Origin of the sequence: Kitasatospora herbaricolor (genome assembly GCF_030813695.1) — a bacterium.
Taxonomy (GTDB): Bacteria; Actinomycetota; Actinomycetes; order Streptomycetales; family Streptomycetaceae; genus Kitasatospora; species Kitasatospora herbaricolor.
Genome location: NZ_JAUSVA010000002.1, coordinates 825,207 through 846,723, shown reverse-complemented (window position 1 = coordinate 846,723; position 21,517 = coordinate 825,207). Strand labels below are relative to the sequence as shown.

The window sequence follows — 21,517 nt, the reverse complement described above, 5'->3', positions numbered from 1 at the left end:
AATGGCGCGCAGGAACGCCGAGCGGAGGGCCGCCCTCGTCGACGCCGCGATCGAGGTGCTGGCCAAGGAGGGCGCGCGCGGGCTGACCTTCCGGGCGGTGGACACGGAGGCCGCGGTGCCCCCCGGCACCGCCTCCAACTACTTCGCCAACCGGGACGACCTGCTCACCCAGGCCGGGGCCCGGGTCTACGAGCGGCTCCAGCCGGACGAGGCGACCGTCGCGCGGCAGCGGGCCGCCACGCCGGACCGGGAGACCTACGCGCTGCTGATGCGCGAGACGGTCGGCCGGATCAGCGCCTTCCGCACCGGCTACCTGGCGCTCCTGGAGCTCCGCCTCGAAGCCACCCGGCGCCCCGAGCTGCGCGCGGTGCTGACCGAGCGGGTCCGGGCGGACGTCGACGCCAACGTGGCCTACCACGAGGAGTCCGGCCTGCCCGGCGACGCCACCGCCGTCCGGCTGCTGTACCTGGCCTTCAACTGGCTCATCGTCGAGCAGCTCACCCTGCCGGGGGTGTTCTCGGAGGCCGAGCGCGAGCAACTCGTCACGGCCGCGGTCGAACGCGTCGTCGGACCGTGACCCGCCCGGCGCCCGGGGCCCGGCACGGCCGCCCCGGGTGCGCCGGGCGAGGGATTTCCGCCGGTCGGGGGCATGGCCGTCCGGATCGGGGGTAGGCGCGGCCGCGGCAGAGCCCCCCCGCCCGGCGGCGGAGGAGGCGCCCGCCGATCCGTCCGGCCAAGCCCCCAGGGAGAACACTTGAGCAACGACCGGTACGACCACGACCGTTTCGAACTCGTCTTCGCCGCGCCCGCCCCCGGCGGCGCGCCGGATGTGGTGGTGGTCCGCCGCAGCGCCCTCACCGGCCCGGGCGGGCACCCCGTCTACCTGGACGCCACCGGGATCGTCTGCGCCGAGATAAGCGACCGAGGCGAAGCCCGGATGCTGGCCACCGGGGCGCACCAGCGCCTCACCCGCCCCGTCCGGGTCCGCCGGGCCCACCCGCCCCGGGAGCACGAACCGGCCCTCGGCCAGGACGCCGGGCACGGCCGGCGCGGCACCACCGGGTCGGCCCGTCCCGCCGCCCGGGAGGGCGTGCCGACGCGCTGAACACCGGCGCCTCCGGCAGGCGGCCCGTGCGCCCCGCGGGTGCGTGCCCGGCCCCGGCCCCGGCCGGGCACGCACCGTGGCGGGGGACCTCGTCCCGGTCACACCGTGCTGACAGCCGCGAAGCATCGGATGATGGGGGTATCCGGTGCGGAGTGAGGGGTGAACATATGCGCGGCTCGGACGGCTACCAGTCGCCTTTCGCCACCGAAAGCACCGCCGGGATCCTGGTCGACGCGGCGGACGGAACGGTGCTGGGCTGGTCCGCGGAGGCCGAGCGGATGCTCGGGCTCGCCGCTCCCGAGGTCTGCGGCCGGCCCGTCCGCGAGCTGCTGTCCGACCCGGAGCAGTGGCCCGGCGTGCTCGCGCAGCGCGACGACGGTCCGTCCTGGGTCGGGCGGGTGCTGCTGCGGCACGGCACGGACGGCGAACTGGAGGTCGACTTCCGGGCGATGCCGCTGGACGACGGCGCCGGCCCGGCCCGGGACGGCGGGCGGTCCGCCGAGGGCGCCCGCCTGCTGGTCCTCGGCGCGCCGACCGCGCTGGTCTCCAAATGGCGCCAGGACCACGCCTTCACCCAGGAGCTCTTCCTGCAGGACCGGATCGGCCTGGCCGTCTTCGACGAGAACCTGCGCCTGCTGCGCACCAACTCCCACCTGCTGCCCTACACCGGTGTGCCGCAGGACCTGACCGGGTTCCGGATGGAGGACCTCCTCCAGCCCGAGGACGCCCACTCGATCAACACCCACCTGCGGGAGGTGCTGGACACCGGGGTGCCGCGCTTCGGTATGGAGACCCGGGTGCGGACCCTCGACGACTTCGGCGACGGGCGGGTGATGATGTTCACCGCCTTCCGCCTCCAGGAGCCCCAGGGACCGCCGCTCGGCGTCACGATCGCCTTCACCGACATGACCGACTTCGACCGGGCCCGGCGCCGCCTGGAGGTGCTGCACGCCTCGACGGTCGCCCTCGGCGGCTCGCTCTCCGTCACCCGGATCACCGAGGACCTGGTCGGCGTCCTGGTGCCGGCCCTGGCCGACGCCGCCGCGATCGACGTCACCACGGCCGTGCTCACCGGTGACGAACCGGCCGCCGAGCACGAGCGGCCCGCCTCGCTGCGCCGCACCGCCACCGCCGGGACCGACCCCGGCCCGGGCAGCCGGCCGCCGATCAGCGCCCCGATGCGGGCCCGGGGCGGCTACCTCGGCACGGTCACCGTCTGGCGCGGGCCGGACCGCCCCCCGTTCGACGAGGAGAACCAGTCGCTGCTGCAGGAGATCGCCAGCCGCGCGGCCCTGGCCGCCGACAACGCCCGCCGGTACACCCGCGAGCACCGGGCCGCCGTCAGCCTGCAGCGCAGCCTCCTCCCGCCGGCCGCGAGCGACACCGTGGCCGCCCAGACCGACAGCATCTACCTGCCCACCGACGCCGCCGGCGGGGTCGGCGGCGACTGGTTCGACGTCATCCCGCTGTCCTCCGCCCGGGTCGCGCTGGTGGTCGGCGACGTGGTCGGCCACGGCCTCCAGGCCACCGCCACGATGGGACGCCTGCGCACCGCCGTCCGGGCGCTGGCCGATCTCGACGTCGACCCGGAGGAGCTGCTGAGCCACCTCGACGACCTGGTCTCCCAGCTGACCGTCGAGGCGCTCGGCGACCCGGACGAGGAGGACACCCCGCACCGTGAGGAGCTCGGCGCCCCCGACGCGGTCGGCGCGACCTGCCTGTACGCCGTCTACGACCCCGTCTCCAGCACCTGCGTGCTGGCCAGCGCCGGTCATCCGCCGCCCGCCGTGGTCCGCCCGGACGGCAGCTTCGAGTACGTCGAGCTGAACCCCGGCCCGCCGCTGGGGGTCGGCGGCCTGCCCTTCGAGCCGGTGGAGTTCGAGGTGGAGCGCGGCAGCGTGCTGGCGCTCTTCACCGACGGCCTGGTCGAGTGCGGTGACGGCGACCTGGACGAGGGCATGGCCGACCTGCGGGAGCGCCTGCTCAAGGCCGACGTGCTGCGCCGCCCGCTCAAGGACGTCGGCCGGGACGTGACGGCCGGGCTGACGCCGGGCCGGCTGCCGGACGACGTCACCCTGCTGCTGGCCCGGACCCGCACGGTGGAGCCGGCCGACACCGCGACCTGGCAGCTGGCGGCCGACCCGCAGGAGGTCTCCCGGGCCCGGCAGCTGGTCGCGGGGCAGCTCGCGGTCTGGGGCCTGGACGAGCTGGTGTTCCCGACCGAGCTGGTGGTCAGCGAACTGGTGACCAACGCCGTCCGCTACGCGGGCGGTCCGGTCGGCCTGCGGCTGATCCGGGCGGGCGCGTTGATCTGCGAGGTGTCCGACCCGAGCAGCACCCAGCCCCGGATGCGCCGGGCGCTCGCCACCGAGGAGGGCGGCCGCGGCTTGTTCCTGGTCGCCCAGGTGTCCAGCCGCTGGGGCAGCCGCTACACCCGGTCGGGCAAGACCATCTGGTCGGAGCAGCCCTTCCCCGAGCTCCCGCCGGAGGACGCGGCGGCCTGACGCCGGGTGCGCCGCCGGTGCCTCCGGCCGCCCGTGCGCCGTCAGGCCCTGGCTCAGGCCGGGTCCGGCTCCGCCGGCCGGTACACCGTCAGCCCGGCCCGGGCCTTGGACAGGTGCAGGTGCCCGTGGGCCGGCACCGACTCGCCGTCCACCGAGATCCGCCGCGCCGACCCGAGCGAGGTCACCTCCAGAGCGGAGAGCCGGGCCGCCCGGTAGACCCGGGAGCGCCCCATCGTCCCGGACAGGAAGGCGCCGGCGAGCCTGGTCCGGGCGAACGGGCTGCTCCCGTCCACCGTCCGGACGTCCAGCAGTCCGTCGGCCAGGCCGGCGCGGCGGGTGGGGGCGAAGCCCGGCGGGTCGTAGGAGCCGTTGCCCGCGAACAGCAGCCAGAGCCGGCGCGGGACACCCGACACCTCGACCTCGACCGGTTCGGCCGTCGCGAGCACCCGGAGCACCGAGACCGCCAGGGCCGGCCACTTGCCGATCCGGTCCTCCAGCTTCTCCCGCAGGCGGACGAGTTCGGGGTAGACGCCCAGGCTGAAGGTGTTCACGAAGACGCGTTGCCGGTCGTCGTCGGCGGCCAGCCCGAGGTCGACCGCGCAGGCGTGGCCGCCCTCCACCGCCTCGGCGGTGGCGCGCAGCGAGTTGATGCCCAGGTCCACCGCGAAGTGGTTCAGCGTGCCGCCGGGGAAGACCGCGAGCGGCAGGCCGCGGGCGGCGGCGACCGAGGCGGCCAGGTTGACCGTCCCGTCGCCGCCGCACACGCCGAGCGCGCCGCCCCGGCCCGCCGCGTCGTCGGCGGCCGACTCCAGCAGCTTCGCCAGGTCGTCGTCGGGGCCGAACAGCCGGACGTCCGCCCCGGGCAGCAGCGAGCTCAGCTCGGTGGCCGTCGGGTCGGGCCCGTCGCCGTTGCCGTTGCCGCCGCCCGACCCGGTGTTGACGACCACGCAGAGCCCCGTGCCGCCGGGCAGCGCCGGAACGGCCACCCGCGGTGGCGCCGCCGGGACGGTCGCGGCCACGTGCCGGGGCCACCAGCGCAGGGTGAGCGCGGCCGCGCCGGCGCCGAGCGCCACCCCGGCCAGCACGTCCCCGGGGTAGTGCGCGCCGACGTACACCCGGGAGAGCGCCACCGCGCCCGCCACCGGCGCCACCACCGCCCCCAGCAGCGGGGATTCCAGCGCGACCCCGACCGCGAAGGCCGCCGCCGAGGCGGAATGGCCGGACGGGAAGGAGGTGGTGAACGGCTGCCGGACGAGCTGGCGCGCCAGCGGCACGTGCTCCAGCACCGGCCGCGGACGCCTGGTCAGGTGCTTGGCCGCGACGTTGGCCGCGACCGACGCAAGCGCCAGCGATCCGATCCCGCGCAGCGCGGCCCGCCGTCCGGTCCGGCCGCCCAGGGTGGCGAGCGCCGCCGCCGAGGCCTGCCAGAGCACACCGTGGTCGGCGGCCCGGCTCAGCCGGGGCAGCCAGGGGTGCAGCCCGGTGAGCCGGGCCCGCGCCACCCGCTCGAACAGTGCTCGGTCCATCGTGTCCAGGGTCGCCATGGCCGGAGGCTACCCCGGATCTCCGCAGGCAGGCCTGTGCGACATCGCCCGGCGCGGTGGGCCGTACGGGCTACTTCAGGAAGTGCAGGCAGAGGGTGAACTTCCGCGAGTCCTCCTCCTGGGTGTACCAGCCGTCGGCGTCGGCGTACGCCTCGCAGGCACTGTCCCCGTTCGCCGTGTCGGACACCTTGCCGACGATCCGGGCGTCCGCGTCCGGGTCCGAGCAGGAGAGCACCACCACGTCGGGGTGGGTGTCGCTGACGCCCGCGGTCATCACGTTCTTGTTGTGCACGCAGTCGCCGACCTCGGCGTAGGACGGGTCCCGTCCGGCCTGGAAGGCGATCAGGCCGACCGCGATCACGGGGATCAGCAGGCCGAGGATCGCCGGGCGCCGGTACAGCGGCTTGCCCGGGTCCGCGGGCTGTCCGGGAGCGCCCGGGACGGGCGCGCCGAGCTTGTTGATCTTCGCGCGCTGGGGCAGGTTGACCAGCATGGTGACCGGGTTGATCACCGCGGAGGCGATGCCCCACCAGCCCTGCCACAGGCTGTCCGCGGTCATCCTGCGGTGCACCGCCACGCCGCAGGGGCGGCAGAACGGGCCCTTGAGCTTGAGGAACTTCATGATCACCAGGAGCCCCTGGTGGCCGCGGATGGTGGCCTCCACGGCGGGGACCGAGCCGCAGAAACGGCAGAAGGGGCCGGGGGCGGCCCAGGGCGCCCCGCCTCCCACGGGTGCGGTGTGGTGCTGCTCGGCGCCGGGGAAGGCCTGGGTGGGCGGAGTGGACAACGTGATCCTTCGGACTGGTCCGGCGGGGCCGGGAAGCGGTGAAGGCCGCAACCTATCGGTCCCGGGACTGCTCCGGAAGAGTGATCCAGTTCCGGCGGCGGAAGGTCACCCAACCGTGACCGCGGCCCCAGCGGGCAGTCGGCGGACGGCCCGTCAGCCCGCGAACGGACGGCGCGCCCCGGCGAGGCGACGGTGGGTCCGCTCGCGGCGCCGGGGCGCGCCGTCCGGTCAGTCGTCCTCGTCCAGGGCGGCCCGCTGCCGGGCCTGGGCGGTGAGCCGGTAGGCCTCCAGCAGCAGGTCGGCCAGGTGCGGCCAGTCCACCGGCCGGTCCAGGTACACCCCCACCCAGCCCCGCCCGCCGACGTACGGCGGGCGGAAGAACCGTTCGGGATCGGCGGCCACCAGGTGCTCCTGGACGCCGGCCGGCGCGGCCGTCCAGCAGGCGGTGCGGTCGTCGTGGTGGTGGTCGGCGAAGGTGGCGAACATCCGCCGGCCGCCGGCGAACCAGCTGGGCTCGCCGTGGCTCACCCGCTCCTCGCACCCGGGAAGCGCCAGGCACAGCGCGCGCAGCCGCTCCAGCGCGGCCGGCGGTCCGGGCGCGGCCCCGGCCACCGGCCCGTCCGACGGCCCGTCCGGCCGTCCGGTCGCCGGCACGGCCGGTCAGCCCGCCGCCGGCGGCGGCGACTTGCGCGGCTCGCCGCGGTAGGTGCCGAAGGACCAGTGGTTGCCCTCCGGGTCGCGGACCGCGAAGTCCCGGGAGCCGTAGTCGGTCTCGTGCAGCCCGTCGACCACCTCGGCGCCGGCCGCCACGGCGCGGGCGTGCACCGCGTCGGGGTCGGAGGTCACCACGTACGCGCCGAAGTGGCCGGGCCGCAGCGGCCACTTGTCGGCCTCGTCGGTCGGCCGGGCGGAGCCGAGCATCACGCCGCCGCCCTCCGGCCAGCAGAGCTGGGCGTGGTCGACGCGGTCGCCCTCGCCGTACACGGCCGTCTCCTCGAAGCCGAAGGCCTCGACCAGGAAGCGGATCAGGGCGCGGGCGTCGTTCGCCCGCAGTGAGGGCCACACCTGCGGTGCGGGCGTCAGGTCGGTCATGGTCGTGCGCCTCCGGTCCGGGTGGGCTCCGCGCGGCCGGCCCGGTCCTCGGCCGACGGCGGCTGTCCGGCCAGTCTCCCGCCCCGGCCGCCCGGGGGCCGGTACCGGCGGCCCGCCGCCGGGGCGCCCGTCACCCGGCCGGCCGTGCCGTAGGGGTCGGCCACGCCGTAGGGGTGCCCCGGCGGTAGGGGCTGCCGGGCGGCGGAACAGGGGTCGACCGGCCGGCCGGCGCCGATATCCTCGGAACGGTCCCGCGGGAACGCCGCCGGTCACGGCCGGGCCCGGGCGGCGCGGCCGGCACCCGGCACCCGGCAGCACGCGGGACGCGGCGGACCGCCGGCCCGCAGGCGGCCGGAGGAGTGACGACGAGGGGCGGACGGCACCGGATGAGCACCACGGGCGGAACCGAGGACGGCGATCGGTGGATCAGGCGCTTCCACCCCTCGCCGGCGAGCCGGGTGAAACTGGTCTGCCTCGCGCACGCGGGCGGCTCGGCCAACTTCTACCTGCCATTGTCGGCGCTGCTCGCTCCCGAGGTCGAGGTGCTCGCGATCCAGTACCCGGGACGGCAGGACCGTTGGCACGAACCGGTGGTGGCCGACATCGGGACGCTGGCCGACCGGATCACCGCCGCGCTGCGCCCCTGGACGGGCGAACCACTGGCACTGTTCGGACACAGCATGGGCGCGGTGCTGGGCTTCGAGATCGCCAGGCGGCTGGAGGCCGGCCCGGGCCGGCCTCCGCTCGCCCTCTTCGCCTCCGGCCGCCGGGCCCCGTCCCGGACCAGGGACGAGCGGGTCCACCTGCTGGACGACGACGACCTGGTGGCGGAGATCGAGGCCCTGCAGGGCACCGCCCCCGGCGCGCTCGCCGACCCGGAGCTGCGCGCGCTCGTCCTGCCGGGCGTCCGGGCCGACTACCGGGCGATCGAGACCTACCGCTGCCCGCCGGGCGCCACCGTGGCCACCCCGGTCACGGTCCTGATCGGGGACCGCGACCCGCGGGTCGACGTCGCCGAGGCCGAGGCCTGGTTCGAGCACACCACGGCCGCCACCGGCCTGCGGGTCTTCCCCGGCGGCGGGCACTTCTACCTGGCCGATGCCTGGGAGGAGATCGCCGGGCGGATCCGGCAGGACCTGGCGCTGCGCCCGGCCGCCGCCCCGGGGCGCCCGGGCTGACCGGTCCGGCCGGACTCCTCCCTCCGTCGGGCCGGCTCCGTTCGTCCGGCGGGTCCGTCGGCCCGGGGCGCGAAATTCCGTGGCAAGATCATCCGCCGCCGGGGACAATGTCCGGTATGACCCTCAGTACCGCCACCGCCACCACCGCCGCACCGGCCTGGGCCGTCGCCCCGGCCGCCGTCACCTCGCCGGAGGCGGTCGCGCTGCTCCGCGACTACCTGATCGACGTCAGCGACCGGTACTACCTCCGCCACCAGGGTCGGGTCTCCACCTCCGAGGAGATCGAGGAGGGGCTGGCCGCCTTCCCGAGCGACGACCTGGCGCCACCCACCGGGCTGTTCCTGCTCGGCAGGCTCGGCGGCCGGCCGCAGGCGTGCGCCGGGCTGCGGGTGCTGGACCCCGGCACGGTCGAGCTGACCCGGGTGTTCGTCCGTTCCGAGGCCCGCGGCTCCGGCGGCGGCGCCCGGCTGCTGGCCGCCGTGGACGAGGCGGCCCGGGCGCTCGGTGCCCGCCGGATCGTGCTGGACACCAGGCTCGACCTGGTCGAGGCCCGCGCGCTCTACACCCGGCACGGCTACGCCGAGATCCCGGCCTACAGCAACGGCCCCTACGCGGAGGTCTGGTACGGCAAGGACCTCACCGCCGCCGTACCGGCCGGCGCCTGAGCGGCGGCGCCCGGCATGGACGCCGCGAAGACGGGCCCCGAACTGGTCGTGGTCGGCTCGGCCAACGCCGACCTGGTCCTGCGGGTGGAGCGGCTGCCCGGGCCGGGTGAGACCGTGCCCGGGTCACCGGTGCGGACCCACGCCGGCGGCAAGGGGGCCAACCAGGCGGCGGCCGCCGCCCGGCTCGGCGCCCGGGTCGCCCTGCTGGCCCGGGTGGGCGCGGACGCGCACGGCGACCTGCTGCTGGCGGCGCAGCGCGCCGCCGGTGTCGACACCGGCCCGGTGCTGACCGGCGGCGCGCCGACCGGGCTGGCGCTGATCACGGTCGGGCCGGACGGCGAGAACACCATCGTGGTCTCGGCCGGCGCCAACGCCCTGCTGTCGGCGGCCGACGTGCGGGCCGCCGCCGGCCTGCTGCGGGCGGCGCCCGTGGTCTCCCTCCAGCTGGAGATCCCGCTGGAGAGCGTGGTCGAGGTGGTCCGCACGGTCGGCCCCGGTACCCGGATGGTGCTCAACGCCTCCCCGCCCGTGCCGCTGCCGGCCGAGGTCCTGACGGCCTGTGACCCCCTGGTGGTCAACGAGCACGAGGCCCGGCTGCTGCTCGGCGGCCGCGGGAGCGGCGGCCGGAGCGAGGGGGACGGTGACGGGGAACGCGACGGGGCGGGCGACGGGAAGGGCGCCGGTGCCGGAACGCCGGAGGCCTGGGCGGCTGCCCTGCTCGCGCGGGGCGCGCGGTCGGTGGTGGTGACCCTGGGCCGGGCCGGCGCCCTGGTGGCGGACGCCGGCGGAACGTCCCGGCTGCCGAGCCCGGTGGTCGAGGCGGTCGACACCACGGGCGCCGGCGACGCCTTCACCGGCGCTCTGGCCTGGCGACTGGGAGCGGGCGACAACCTGGCCGCCGCCGCGGGCCTCGCCGTCCGGGTGGGCGCCGCCACGGTGACCCGGCAGGGGGCGCAGAGTTCCTTCCCCACGCCGGAGGAACTGCCGGAGCGCTGACCGCAGCCGCGCCGCGCCGGCGCGGGCCGCCGGAGTGACACTGCGTCGGGCGCCGCGCCGCGCGCGGGCGCGTGGTGTTCCGGCGCCCGCCCCGCGCAGGTACGTTTCGGGCATGACCGATGACTGCGAGACCCTGCTCGGTGGAATCCGGCTGGCCCACCGGGTGTCGGGCGATCCCGGGAACCGTCCGCTGGTGCTGCTGCACGCGCTCGGCGAAGGCGCGGCGGACTGGGACGGCGTGCGCGACGCCTTCGCGCTGCACCGGCGGGTCCACGCGCCGGACCTGCGCGGCCACGGGCGCAGCGACCGCCCGGGCGCGTACTCCTTCGAGCTGATGCGTGACGACGTGCTGGCCCTGCTGGCGACCCTCGGGCCCGAGCCGGTGGACCTGGTGGGGCATTCGATGGGCGGTGTGGTGGCGTACCTGGTCGCCGCGGCCGCGCCGGAGCGGGTGCGGCGGCTGGTGCTGGAGGACGTCCCGGCGCCGCTCCCCAGGAAGCCGGCCGAACTGACCAGGCCGGACGGGCCGCTGTCGTACGACTGGGCGGTGGTTCCGGCGATCAAGGGCCAGGTGGACGAGCCGGACCCGGCCTGGCTCGCGGCGCTGGGGCTGATCACCGCGCCGACCCTGGTGGTGGCCGGCGGGTCGCGCAGCCATGTGCCGCAGGACGGCATCGCCGAGCTGGCCCGGCTCGTCCCGGACTGCCGGATCGTCACCATCCCGGTCGGGCACCTGGTGCACGCGGCCCGGCCGGAGGAGTTCGCGGTGGTGGTGACGGACTTCCTCACCGCCCCGGACCGCCCCGCCGGCCGGGCCACCGGGCCGCGCCCGACGGGGGCCCGAGGAGGCTGAACGGCGGCCGGACCGCCCGAGCCGGCCGGTGGCCCGCCCGAGCCGGCCGGCGTCCGGCCCGCCGCGCTGCGTGGCCCGACCGCCGAACGCCGACCGCCGACCGACCGTACGGCCGATCGGCGCCGCGCGGTCAGCCATTAGCGTGCTCGGTCCGGCGAATCCCCCGCGCCCCGGATGTCGGCTGCTCCGCCGACACCTACGCTCGGCCCGGGAGCCGTCCGCCGCCCGTTCCGGTGCCGGCCGCTGCTCCGGCCGTTGCCACGAGCGAGCCCGGGAGTCCGCATGTCAGCACCAGAGAGCCGGGCCGGGCGCACCCCCGGGGCCGCCGCCCCGCCCAAGGGGCTGCGGGCGCTCGGTGAGTGGTGCGCGCGGCACTTCGTTATCGTGATGGTCCTGTGGCTGGTCGGCCTGGGCGGCCTGCACGCCCTGCAGAACACCGTCGGCGGCACCTACTCCGACGACTTCACCCTGCCCGGCACGCAGTCCGACACCGGGCTGAACGTCCTGAAGATGTACCAGCCGTCGGCCGGCGGCTTCAGCTCGCCGATCGTCCTGCACGACGACACGCCGTTGACCGCGTTCCAGAGCCAGATCGGCCAGACGGTCAGCGCCCTGGAACAGCTGCCGGACGTGCTGTCCGCGGTGGACCCGATCCCCGCCACCCCGCCGGCCCCGGGCGCCCAGCCGCCGCCCAACGCGCCGTTGTCCGCGGACGGCACGACGGCCTACATCACGGTGCGGTTCGCGGTCAGCCCGTCCTCGCTCGGGCAGGAATACCTCGACGGCGTCGACGCCGCGGTCGCACCGCTGCGGGCGGCCGGCATCCAGGTCGAGTACGGCGGTTCGCTGGGGGAGCTGGCCCGGCCGGAGACGACCGACCTGCTGAGCGAGGCGATCGGCTTCGCGGTCGCCGTCATCGTGCTGATCATCGGCTTCGGCAGCGTCATCGCCGCCGGGATGCCGCTGGTCACGGCTTTGATCGGGGTGATCGTCGGCCTCAGCTGTCTCAGCCTGCTCGCGAACGCGCTCACCTTCGCGACCGTCTCACCCACCCTGGCCACCATGATCGGCCTTGGCGTCGGCATCGACTACTCGCTGTTCCTGATCACCCGCCACCGGCAACGGCTGATCGACGGCGAGGATCCGGCCACCGCCGCCGGCCACGCGGTGTCGACCAGCGGACGGGCCGTCCTGGTCTCCGGCTGCACCGTCATCGTCGCCCTGGCCGGCCTCTACGTCTCCCGGGTGAGCTTCATCGGCAACCTGGGCATCGCCGCGGCGGTCACGGTGATCACCGCGGTGCTCGGGGCACTGACCCTCACCCCGGCGTTCCTGGGCCTGGCCGGGCGCAACATCGACCGCTTCCACCTGCGCAAACCGATCGCGGAGACCGAGACCGGGCCCGACGAGCAGGTCACCGGCCCGTGGCACCGGTACGCCCAGAAGGTGGAGCGCAGGCCCTGGTGGTTCATGGCGGTCGGGGTGGTGGTGATCGGCGTGCTGGCGATCCCGCTGTTCTCCATCCAGCTCGGGCACATCGACGACGGCGCCGATCCGACCAGCTTCACCGACCGGCGCGCCTTCGACCTGATCAGCGACGCCTTCGGCCCGGGCACCAACGGTCCGCTGACCGTGGTGATCGACCAGAACGCGGTGCCCTCGGGCGACCGCGCGGCGCTGGCCACCAGCGTGCAGAACGCCCTGGCCGCGGTGCCCGGCACCGCGACCGTCACCCCGCTCCAGCCCACCAGCGACGGCAACGCGCTGGTCTCCACGGTCATCCCGGTGAACGCCCCGCAGGACCGGTCCACCACCGACCTGGTGAACACCCTCAAGGACGACACCCTTCCGCAGGCGGTGGCCGGCACCGCGGCCTCGGGCTACGTCACCGGCACCACCGCCGCCCAGGTGGACTTCCTCGACATCGTGTCCGAGCGCCTGCCGCTGATCATCGCCACCGTGGTCGGACTGGCGTTCATCATCATCCTGATCGTGTTCCGCGGGGTGCTGATCGCGGTCAAGGCCGCCGTCCTCAACCTGCTCTCGATCGCCGCCTCGTACGGCGTGGTGGTGGCGGTCTTCCAGTGGGGCTGGGGCGGTCCCGCACTCGGTGTCAACGGCAAGGTGCCGATCGAGAGTTACGTGCCGATGATGATGTTCGCCATCGTCTTCGGCCTGAGCATGGACTACGAGGTCTTCCTGCTCGCCCGGGTGCGCGAGGCCTGGCTGCGCACCGGGGACAGCAAGGGCGCCGTCGCGCACGCCCTGGAGATCACCGCCCGGGTGATCTCCTGCGCGGCCCTGATCATGGTCAGCGTCTTCGCGGCCTTCCTGCTCAGCAACAACATCGTGGTGAAGATGCTGGGCCTCGGCCTCGCGGTCAGCGTGCTGATCGACGCCACCATCGTGCGACTGCTGCTCGTCCCCGCCGTGCTGACGCTGCTGGGCAAGCACGCCTGGTGGATCCCGCACTGGCTCGACCGGATTCTGCCGCACCTGGACACCGAGGGCGAGGAGGAGCCGGCCGCCCCGGGCCCGGCCTGAACCGGTCGCCGGCCCGGCGGTGGGCGGGGCAGACGCAGGGGTGGGTGCGGTCGTCCTGGGAGTCGGCGTGCGCGGCGCTCGCACCGGTGGAGGGTGGTGGCCAGGGCGATGGCCGCCACGGCGGCGCTGCTGTCAGCGGCGGCCTGTCGGCGGTGACGGATCAGTGGTGGTCGGTGGTCGGCGGTCGGTGGTCGGTGGTCGGTGGTCGGCGGTTGGTTCAGGCCTGGGTGGCCGGGTTCAGGCCGGGGTGGGCGGCAGGTGCGGGAAGCGGAACTCGGTGCGGCTGGTGAAGCGTTCGCCGGGGCGTAGGACGGTGCTCGGGTACTCGGGCCGGTTGGGCGAGTCGGGCAGGTGCTGGGTCTCCAGGCAGATGCCGCCGTGCCGGGGGTGGTGGTGGCCGTCGGCGTCCGCCAGCGTGCCGTCCAACCGGTTGGCGGTGTAGACCTGCAGGCCCGGTTCGGTGGTCCACACCTCCAGCGCCCGCCCGCTCGCCGGGTCGGCCAGCCGGGCCGCCCGGCGCAGGGCATCGGGCCCGGCCGCCGGGCGTAGTAGCCAGCAGTGGTCGAAGCCGCCGGCGTTCTTCAGCTGCTGGTCCTCGACCGCCAGGGCCCGGCCGACGGGCCGGGGCCCTGTCAGGTCGAACGGGGTGCCGGCCACCGCCCGCGCCGGACCGTACGGGATGGCGTCCGGCGCGACCGGCAGGAACTCGTCGCCGTCCACCTCCAGCAGGTGCCCGAGCACGTCGCCGGAGCCGGCGCCGCCCAGGTTGAAGTAGGCGTGGTTGGTCAGGTTCACCACGGTCGGGCGGTCGCAGAACGCCTCGAAGGCCACCGACAGCGTCCCCGCCTCGTCGAGCGCGTACCGGGCGCGCACCGACAGCGCCCCGGGGAAGCCCATGTCACCGTCCGGGCTGACCAGCGAGAACTCCACCGCGGCCCGCCCGCCGGCCGGTTCGGCCTGCCAGAGCCGGCTGTGGAAGCCCTCCGGCCCGCCGTGCAGCGCGTGGCCGTGGTCGTTCACCGGCACCCGGTAGGAGCGCCCCTCGATGCTGAACCGCCCGCCCGCGATCCGGTTGGCGTAACGCCCCACCAGGGCACCGAAGTACGGGCTGCGCGCCGCGTACGCCGGCACGTCCGGCAGGGACAGCACGACCGAGCGGCTGCGCCCGGCGGTGTCCGGCACCGACAGGCGGTGCAGGACACCGCCGTAGGTGAGGATCTCGGCACTCACGCCGGAGGCGGACTCCAGTCTCCAGAGGTCCACCGGACGTCCGTCGGGGGCGCGGCCGAACGGTTCACGGTGGGGCGCCGGGTGGGGCATCGAGGGCCTCTCTGGTCCGGTGGGTGCGGGTGCGGGTGCGGGTGCGGGTGCGGGTGCGGTGCTCGCGGGCCGGGCGCCGTCGGCTGCGTCGGGCCCTCCACTCCCGGACCGCGAGCAGCCGGGCCGTGCCCGCGGCGTGGGCGGGCACGGCCCGGTTGCTCGTCGACCGTCCGGACGGTGGTCGTGCGGTGGGTTCCCGTCAGTAGGCGCCGTCGAGGGAGGTTTTGGCGTTGTCGGGGTCGTAGGCGCGGTCGGTGATGATGACGTTGTCGGGGATGCCTGTGCCGTCGAAGAACTTCTGTGCGGTGGCGAAGGCGAGGGGGCCGAAGCGGGGGTTGGATTCGACGACGCCGTTGTATTCGCCGCCGGCGAGGGCCTGGACGGCGTTGCGGGTGCCGTCGACGGAGACGATCTTGATGTCGGTGCCGGGCTTCTTGCCGGCGCTCTTGATCGCGGTGACGGCGCCGAGGCCCATCTCGTCGTTCTCGGCGTAGATCGCGGTGATGTCGGGGTGGGACTGGAGGAGTTGTTCGGTGACCTGCTGGCCCTTGTCGCGGGCGAATTCGCCGGTCTGCTGGGCGACGATCTGCAGGCCGGGGGCGGTGGCGGCGATCTGGTCGACGAAGCCCTTGGTGCGGTCGGTGGTGACGCCGTTGCCGGAGGTGCCGAGCAGGACGGCGACCTTGCCGGTGCCGCCGGTGGCCTTGACGAGGGCGTCGGCGGCGCGCTTGCCCTGGTCGACGAAGTTGGAGCCGATGAAGGTGAGGTAGTCCTTGCAGGGGGTGGCGTTGAGTTTGCGGTCGATGGTGATGACGGGGACGTGCTTGGCGGCGGCGGCCTGCAGGGCGGGCTCGAGGCCGTCGGAGTTGAGGGGGGCGACGATGAGGAGTTGGGCGCCCTGGTTGAGCATGTCCTGGATGTCGCTGATCTGCTTGGGGAGTTGGGACTGGGCGTTGGTGGTGAGGAGCTTCTTGACGCCGAGTTCGGCGGCTTCGTCCTTGATGGACTGGGTTTCGGCGATGCGGAACGGGTTGGCTTCCTTCTCGGACTGGGAGAAGCCGACGACGGTGTCCTTGAGGTCGAGCTTGGTGGCGCCGTAGGTCTTGAGGTCGCAGCCGCCGGTGGCGTCGCCCGCGGCGGCGGTGGGTGAGGCGACGACCTGGGCGCCGGCGCTGGAGTTGCCGGAGGCGGCGGTGGAGGATCCCTCCTGCTTGGCGCAGCCGGAGGCGGCCAGGGTGGCGGCCACGGTGAGCAGGCAGGCGGCGGTGAGGGTACGGGATCCTCTGATGGTCATGCTCACGACACTCCTTTGGTGCGGCGGTGGTGGTCGCCGGGCGGTTCATGGGTCCTGGGGTGGCCGGAAGGGCGGCCGGCCACGGGTGGGTGGCCCGACCGGACGGCACGGAAGGGCGGTCGGCGTCCGGGTGGTGGTCCGTCGGCCTTCGGCGGGCCACCGTCGTCGGTGTTTACAACGTTATACACATCCCGCCGAGGGCCGACAAGAGAGCGTTCTCCGGGATTTTCCCTCCCTTCGCCGGAGGCTCGACGGGAACGGGTCCAAGTCGGTCAGGACTCTGGACATGGCAACTGACGCATGCTCTGATGCCGTTGGCGAAGCTGTTTCCAACGTTGGAAGAGCGGCCGTCTTCCGCACGCCGGACACCGCACGCCGTAAGCCCGCACCGGTTCGTCGCAGCCCCCGCACCCAGCCCCCGCACCCCGTGCCCCGGATCCTGCCGGTGCGCACGCCGCAGCTGCGGCCCACGCCCGCCAGTACCCGCCCGGACGGCGCCCGCCCGTCCGGACCTCGGCGTGGGCCGGCCCGCCCCACCCGTACGGACTCCGGCTCCCCCACCCGAGGAGTACCGCCATGCCCCTGAACCGCCGACAGTTCGTCAACGGCACCGTCGCCGCCGGTGCAACGGCGCTTGCCTTGCACGGCGCGGACCTCGCGTCCTCCGCACCCGCGGCCCTCGCGCCACCCGCCGGCCCCGGATCCTCCACCGCCGCCGGACCGTCCGCCGTCGCCCCCGCCCGGGGCGGCCTGTACACCCCCAACGCCGCGCCGCTCCAGCCCACCGCCTTCCTGCGCCTGCCGCCCGGCAGCATCACGGCCCGCGGCTGGCTGGACGGCCAACTCCGTCTCCAACTGGCCGGACTGTGCGGACGGTACGAGGAGATCTCGCACTTCCTCGACATGAACAGCAGCGGCTGGGTGCGCCCCGACCGGACCGGCTGGGAGGAACTGCCCTACTGGCTACGTGGTTACGTGGACCTCGCCGTCGCCACGGGGGACGCCACCGCCCTGGCCGGCGCCCGCCGCTGGATCGACGCGATCGTCGCGACCCGGCAGCCCGACGGCTTCTTCGGCCCGGCCGCCCTGCGCACCTCGCTGAACGGCGGCCTCGACGCGTGGCCCTTCCTGCCGCTCACCTGGGCACTGCGCAGCTGGCAGGAGTACTCCGGCGACACCCGGATCATCCCGTTGCTCAGCGGCTTCTTCCGCTATCTGGACGGCCAGGGCCCCGGCGCCTTCAACAGCAGCTGGGTGTCGCAGCGTTGGGGTGACGCCCTGGACAGCCTCTTCTGGCTGTTCAACCGGACGGGCGAGAGTTTCCTGCTGGGCCTGGCCGACCGGATGCACAGCGGCGGCGCCAACTGGGTCGACAACCTGCCCAGCCCGCACAACGTCAACATCGCCCAGGGCTACCGCGAGCCCGCCCAGTACGCGCTGCGCTCCGGATCGGCCGCGCACACCGCCGCCGCTTACCACAACTACGAAGCGGTGATGGCAGGTCACGGGCAGTTCCCGGGCGGCGGGTTCGCCGGTGACGAGAACGTCCGGGCCGGCTTCGGCGACCCGCGGCAGGGCTTCGAGACCTGCGGGATCGTCGAGTTCATGGCCAGCCACCAGCTGATGAACCGCCTCACCGGTGATCCGGTCTGGGCCGACCGCTGCGAGGACCTCGCCTTCAACTCGCTTCCCGCGTCGCTGGATCCGTCCGGCCGGGCGGTGCACTACATCACCAGCGCCAACAGCGTCGACCTCGACGACGCCGCGAAGACCCAGGGCCAGTTCCAGAACGGCTTCGCCATGCAGGCCTACCAGGCCGGCGTCGACCAGTACCGCTGCTGCCCGCACAACTACGGCATGGGCTGGCCGTACTTCCTGGAGGAGCTCTGGCTGGCCACCCCCGACCACGGTCTGGCGGCCGCGATGTACGCCGCGAGCACCGTCACCGCGAAGGTCGCCGACGGCACCACCGTGACGCTCACCGAGACCACCGACTACCCCTTCACGGAGACGGTCGCGCTGCGTCTGTCGACGCCGCGCGCGGTGGCCTTCCCGCTGTACCTGCGGGTGCCCGGCTGGTGCCAGGCCCCCGTCCTCACCGTGAACGGCGCGGCGGTGGCGGCCCCGGCCGGACCGGCCTACACCGTGGTCACCCGTACCTGGAAGGACGGCGACACCGTCACCCTGCGGCTGCCGCAGCGCACCACCGTCCGGACCTGGGGCGCCAACCACGGCGCGGTCTCGGTGGACCATGGGCCGCTCACCTACTCGCTGCGGATCGGCGAGCAGTTCACCCGGTACGGGGGCAGCGCCGTCTTCCCCTCGTACGCCGTGCACGCCACCAGCCCCTGGAACTACGGGCTGGCCCTGGACGCCGGGGCGCCCGTGCTCGCCGCCACCGGCGGGCCGCTCGCCGCCAACCCCGTTCACCCAGGCCGGAAGCCCGTTGCGGATCACCGTGCCGGCCCGGCGGATCGCCGAGTGGCAGGCCGACAGCCAGCACGTGGTGACGCCGCTGCAGGACGGTCCGGCCCGCAGCACGGCCGTGGTCGAGACCGTGACGCTGATCCCGATGGGCGCCGCCCGGCTGCGGGTCACCGCCTTCCCCACCACCTCGCCCACCGGCCGGCCGTGGACCCCGCCCGCCCCCTGGGTCCGGATCCGCAACCAGAACTCGGGCAAGGTGCTGGGGGTGGACGTGATGTCGACGGCGGACAGTGCCCGGGTGGTGCAGTTCGCGGACAACGGGACGGCCGACCACCTGTGGCAGCTGGTGGACAGCGGCGGCGGTTGGTACCGGATCCGCAACCAGAACTCGGGCAAGGTGCTGGGCGTCGACCTGATGTCGACCGCGGACAGCGCCCGGGTGGTGCAGTTCGCGGACAACGGGACGGCCGACCACCTGTGGCAGCTGGTGGACAGCGGCGGCGGTTGGTACCGGATCCGCAACCAGAACTCGGGCAAGGTGCTGGGCGTCGACCTGATGTCGACCGCGGACAGCGCCCAGGTCGTCCAGTTCGCCGACAACGGCACCGTCGACCACCTGTGGCAGCTGATCTGACCGCTGCCCGGCCCCCGAGCACCCGCTGACGGCCACACCTTCGTGCGGCCGGCCGGGCGCCGTGCCCCCGCGCGCCCCCGCCGGGCGCCGAACCCCGCGCACCCATTCCTCTCCCGTCACCCCACCCCACCGGAGGAGAACAGATGCACAGCTCAGCCCTGCCCGGGCCGTCACCGGCCGGCCGCCGGCCGATCGCCCTGCTCGCCGTACTCGCTCTGGCCGCCGCCGTCCTGCTGGCCGTCCAGACGCCCGCCCGGGCCGCCACCTGGACACCCGAATCAGCGCCCATGACCACCCCCTGGACCAGCCAGGTGCCGGTCGACAACCCGCTGCCCGAGTACCCCAGGCCGCAGCTGACCCGCCCCGACTGGGCCAACCTCAACGGCATCTGGGACTTCGCGGTGACCGCGGCCGGGGCCGGCCAGCCGGCCTCCTTCAACGAGCAGATCCGGGTGCCCTTCGTCGCCGAGTCCGCGCTCTCCGGCATCCAGCGGCAGGTCTCGCAGAACGACAAGCTCTGGTACAAGCGGACCTTCACCGTCCCGGCCGGCTGGAACGGGCGGCGGGTGCTGCTCAACTTCGGCGCCAGCGACTGGCAGACCACCGTCCGGGTGAACGGGCAGCAGGCCGGCGCCGCGCACAGCGGCGGCTACGACTCCTTCGGCTACGACATCACCCCGTACCTGACCGCCGGCACCAACACGGTGGTGGTCTCGGTCTACGACCCGACCCAGACCGGCGGCGGCGCCGTCGGCAAGCAGCGCAACAACAACGGCGTCACCCCGCACTCCGGCGGCGGCATCTTCTACACCGCGGCCTCGGGCATCTGGCAGACGGTCTGGCTGGAGCCCGTCGCCCCGGCCCACGTCAGCCGGCTCGACCTGGTGCCCGACCTGACGGACAACACCCTCCGGGCGACCGTGCTCGCCGACGGCGCCAACGGACAGAGCGTCCGGGTCACCGTCTCCACCGGCGGCACGGTGGTCGGCACCGCCACCGGCGCGGTGGGCGGTCAGATCGCGGTGCCCGTGCCCAACCCGCACGTGTGGTCGCCGGAGGACCCGTTCCTCTACGACGTCCGCGCCGACCTGGTCTCCGGCAGCAGCACGGTCGACTCCGTCGGCAGCTACGCCGGCATGCGCACGATCGCGGTGGCCAAGGTCAACAACGTCCTGCGGCCTGTGCTGAACGGCAAGTTCGTCTTCCAGACCGGCACCCTGGACCAGGGCTACTGGCCGGACGGCATCTACACCGCGCCGACCGACGCGGCCCTGCGCTCCGACCTCCAGGCGCACAAGGACCTCGGCTTCAACATGGTGCGCAAGCACATCAAGGTGGAGCCGCAGCGCTGGTTCTACTGGGCGGACAGGCTGGGCCTGCTGGTCTGGCAGGACATGCCGGCGATGGACACCCGGACGCCCGACACCGCCGCCCGCACCCAGTGGGAGGCCGAGTACCACCGCATCATCGACCAGCACCGCAGCTCGCCCGCGCTGATCCAGTGGGTCGACGAGAACGAGGGCTGGGGCCAGTACGACCAGGCCCGGATCGCCAACGACGTCAAGGCCTACGATCCGTCCCGGCTGGTCGACAACATGAGCGGCGTCAACTGCTGCGGCGCGGTGGACGGCGGCAACGGCGACGTGGTCGACAACCACGTCTACGTCGGCCCCGGCAGCACCCTGCCCACCGCGACCCGGGCCGCCGTGCTCGGCGAGTACGGCGGGCTGGGCTTCCGGATCCCGGGCCACGAGTGGTACCCGGGCGGCGGGTTCAGCTACGAGGACCAGCCCAGCCAGGCGGCGCTCACCGACCGCTTCGTCGGCCTGATCGACAGCCTGCGCGACAACCAGATGCCCGCCGGGCTGTCGGCGTCCGTCTACACCGAGATCACCGACGTGGAGAACGAGGTCAACGGCCTGCTCACGTACGACCGCCAGGTGGTCAAGGTGGACGCCGCGCGGGTGAAGGCCGCCAACCTGGCGCTGATCAACGCCTCCCGCAATCCCCCGGCCCCGGTCACCCTGCCGACCGGGCAGTACAAGTCGCTGCGGGTCACCACGCCCGGCTACACCAACCGGTACCTGCGGCACTACACCGGGCTGGCCAACACCGAGGTGGTGGACGCCAACAGCGGCGCGGTGCTGAAGAGCGACGCCACCTGGAAGATCGTCCCCGGTCTGGCCGACGGCTCCTGCTACTCCTTCGAGTCGCGGAACTACCCCGGCGAGTACCTGCGCCACCGGGACAGCAGGGTCTACCGGGAGGCCGGCAGCGGGGCGCTGTACAACTCCGACGCCACCTTCTGCGCGCACCCGGGGAACGGCGGGGTCCGGCTGACGGCGCTCGCCTACCCGGACCGCTACCTGCGGCACATCAACTCCGAGGTGTGGATCGCCACCCAGGGCGGCAACAACCCGTGGGACGGCAACCCGGGCAGCTTCCTCGCCGACACCACCTGGTCGGTGGACGCGCCCTGGGCGCCCTGACCCCGAGCCGCGGGCAGCGGGGCCGGGCCACCACGGCCCGGCCCCCGTCCGGCGGCGCCGGGATGCGGTGAAGGCCGTGGTGCGG

The 21,517-nt window shown here is 74.5% G+C and carries 15 protein-coding genes and 1 pseudogene; 10 read left to right on the top strand and 6 right to left on the bottom strand.

Annotated features, from left to right (window positions below; translation table 11 throughout):
• Position 1: 1 nt before the first annotated feature.
• The 3 genes from J2S46_RS04205 (at position 2) to J2S46_RS04195 (ending at position 3,609) form a co-directional block, all read left to right on the top strand.
• Positions 2-577 carry a TetR/AcrR family transcriptional regulator gene (locus J2S46_RS04205; protein WP_191293555.1) on the top strand — a complete coding sequence of 192 codons (576 nt, stop codon included), beginning with the start codon at positions 2-4 and terminating at the stop codon, positions 575-577.
• 177 nt (positions 578-754) lie between these two features.
• A complete protein-coding gene (locus J2S46_RS04200; protein WP_307348726.1) occupies positions 755-1,105 on the top strand; it encodes a DUF6296 family protein in 351 nt (116 codons plus the stop codon).
• A 152-nt stretch (positions 1,106-1,257) separates the two neighbouring features.
• Positions 1,258-3,609 carry a SpoIIE family protein phosphatase gene (locus tag J2S46_RS04195; protein WP_307348723.1) on the top strand — a complete coding sequence of 784 codons (2,352 nt, stop codon included), beginning with the start codon at positions 1,258-1,260 and terminating at the stop codon, positions 3,607-3,609.
• 53 nt (positions 3,610-3,662) lie between these two features.
• On the opposite strand, the gene J2S46_RS04190 is transcribed toward J2S46_RS04195, so the two are convergent.
• The 4 genes from J2S46_RS04190 to J2S46_RS04175 form a co-directional block, all read right to left on the bottom strand.
• Positions 3,663-5,153, bottom strand: a complete 1,491-nt coding sequence (locus J2S46_RS04190) for a bifunctional phosphatase PAP2/diacylglycerol kinase family protein (RefSeq protein ID WP_191293553.1) — start codon at positions 5,151-5,153, stop codon at positions 3,663-3,665.
• 70 nt (positions 5,154-5,223) lie between these two features.
• Positions 5,224-5,940: an LppU/SCO3897 family protein gene (locus J2S46_RS04185; RefSeq protein WP_191293551.1), complete on the bottom strand. Its 717-nt coding sequence runs from the start codon at positions 5,938-5,940 to the stop codon at positions 5,224-5,226.
• 228 nt (positions 5,941-6,168) lie between these two features.
• Positions 6,169-6,552, bottom strand: a complete 384-nt coding sequence (locus J2S46_RS04180; protein WP_307348718.1) for an MmcQ/YjbR family DNA-binding protein — start codon at positions 6,550-6,552, stop codon at positions 6,169-6,171.
• A 48-nt stretch (positions 6,553-6,600) separates the two neighbouring features.
• Positions 6,601-7,032 (bottom strand): VOC family protein, encoded by a 432-nt coding sequence (locus J2S46_RS04175; RefSeq protein ID WP_191293550.1) that lies wholly within the window; start codon positions 7,030-7,032, stop codon positions 6,601-6,603.
• Between the two features lie 386 nt (positions 7,033-7,418).
• Between J2S46_RS04175 and J2S46_RS04170 the strand changes: the two genes are divergently transcribed.
• From J2S46_RS04170 to J2S46_RS04150, 5 genes are all read left to right on the top strand, one after another.
• The gene (locus J2S46_RS04170; protein ID WP_191293548.1) at positions 7,419-8,210 is read left to right on the top strand and encodes a thioesterase II family protein; all 792 of its coding nucleotides are present in this window, start codon (positions 7,419-7,421) and stop codon (positions 8,208-8,210) included.
• Between the two features lie 116 nt (positions 8,211-8,326).
• Complete coding sequence (locus tag J2S46_RS04165; RefSeq protein WP_191293546.1) at positions 8,327-8,875, top strand: GNAT family N-acetyltransferase; 549 nt, start codon at positions 8,327-8,329, stop codon at positions 8,873-8,875.
• A gap of 15 nt (positions 8,876-8,890) precedes the next feature.
• The gene (locus J2S46_RS04160) at positions 8,891-9,871 is read left to right on the top strand and encodes a ribokinase (protein WP_191293544.1); all 981 of its coding nucleotides are present in this window, start codon (positions 8,891-8,893) and stop codon (positions 9,869-9,871) included.
• Positions 9,872-9,983: 112 nt separating this feature from the next.
• On the top strand, positions 9,984-10,724 hold the full coding sequence (locus J2S46_RS04155) for an alpha/beta fold hydrolase (RefSeq protein WP_191293542.1): 741 nt from the start codon (positions 9,984-9,986) through the stop codon (positions 10,722-10,724).
• A gap of 282 nt (positions 10,725-11,006) precedes the next feature.
• On the top strand, positions 11,007-13,268 hold the full coding sequence (locus tag J2S46_RS04150; RefSeq protein ID WP_191293540.1) for an MMPL family transporter: 2,262 nt from the start codon (positions 11,007-11,009) through the stop codon (positions 13,266-13,268).
• A gap of 237 nt (positions 13,269-13,505) precedes the next feature.
• Here the strand turns inward: J2S46_RS04150 and J2S46_RS04145 are convergent, their stop codons facing one another.
• Complete coding sequence (locus J2S46_RS04145; protein WP_307348710.1) at positions 13,506-14,588, bottom strand: aldose epimerase family protein; 1,083 nt, start codon at positions 14,586-14,588, stop codon at positions 13,506-13,508.
• 199 nt (positions 14,589-14,787) lie between these two features.
• Complete coding sequence (locus J2S46_RS04140; RefSeq protein ID WP_307348705.1) at positions 14,788-15,882, bottom strand: ABC transporter substrate-binding protein; 1,095 nt, start codon at positions 15,880-15,882, stop codon at positions 14,788-14,790.
• A 576-nt stretch (positions 15,883-16,458) separates the two neighbouring features.
• Here J2S46_RS04140 and J2S46_RS04135 point away from each other — a divergent pair.
• Positions 16,459-18,943 (top strand): annotated as a pseudogene (locus tag J2S46_RS04135) (RICIN domain-containing protein).
• Positions 18,944-19,086: 143 nt separating this feature from the next.
• Entirely contained in the window at positions 19,087-21,432 is a 2,346-nt protein-coding gene (locus J2S46_RS04130; protein ID WP_191293887.1) for an AbfB domain-containing protein, read from the top strand.
• Positions 21,433-21,517: the final 85 nt, after the last annotated feature.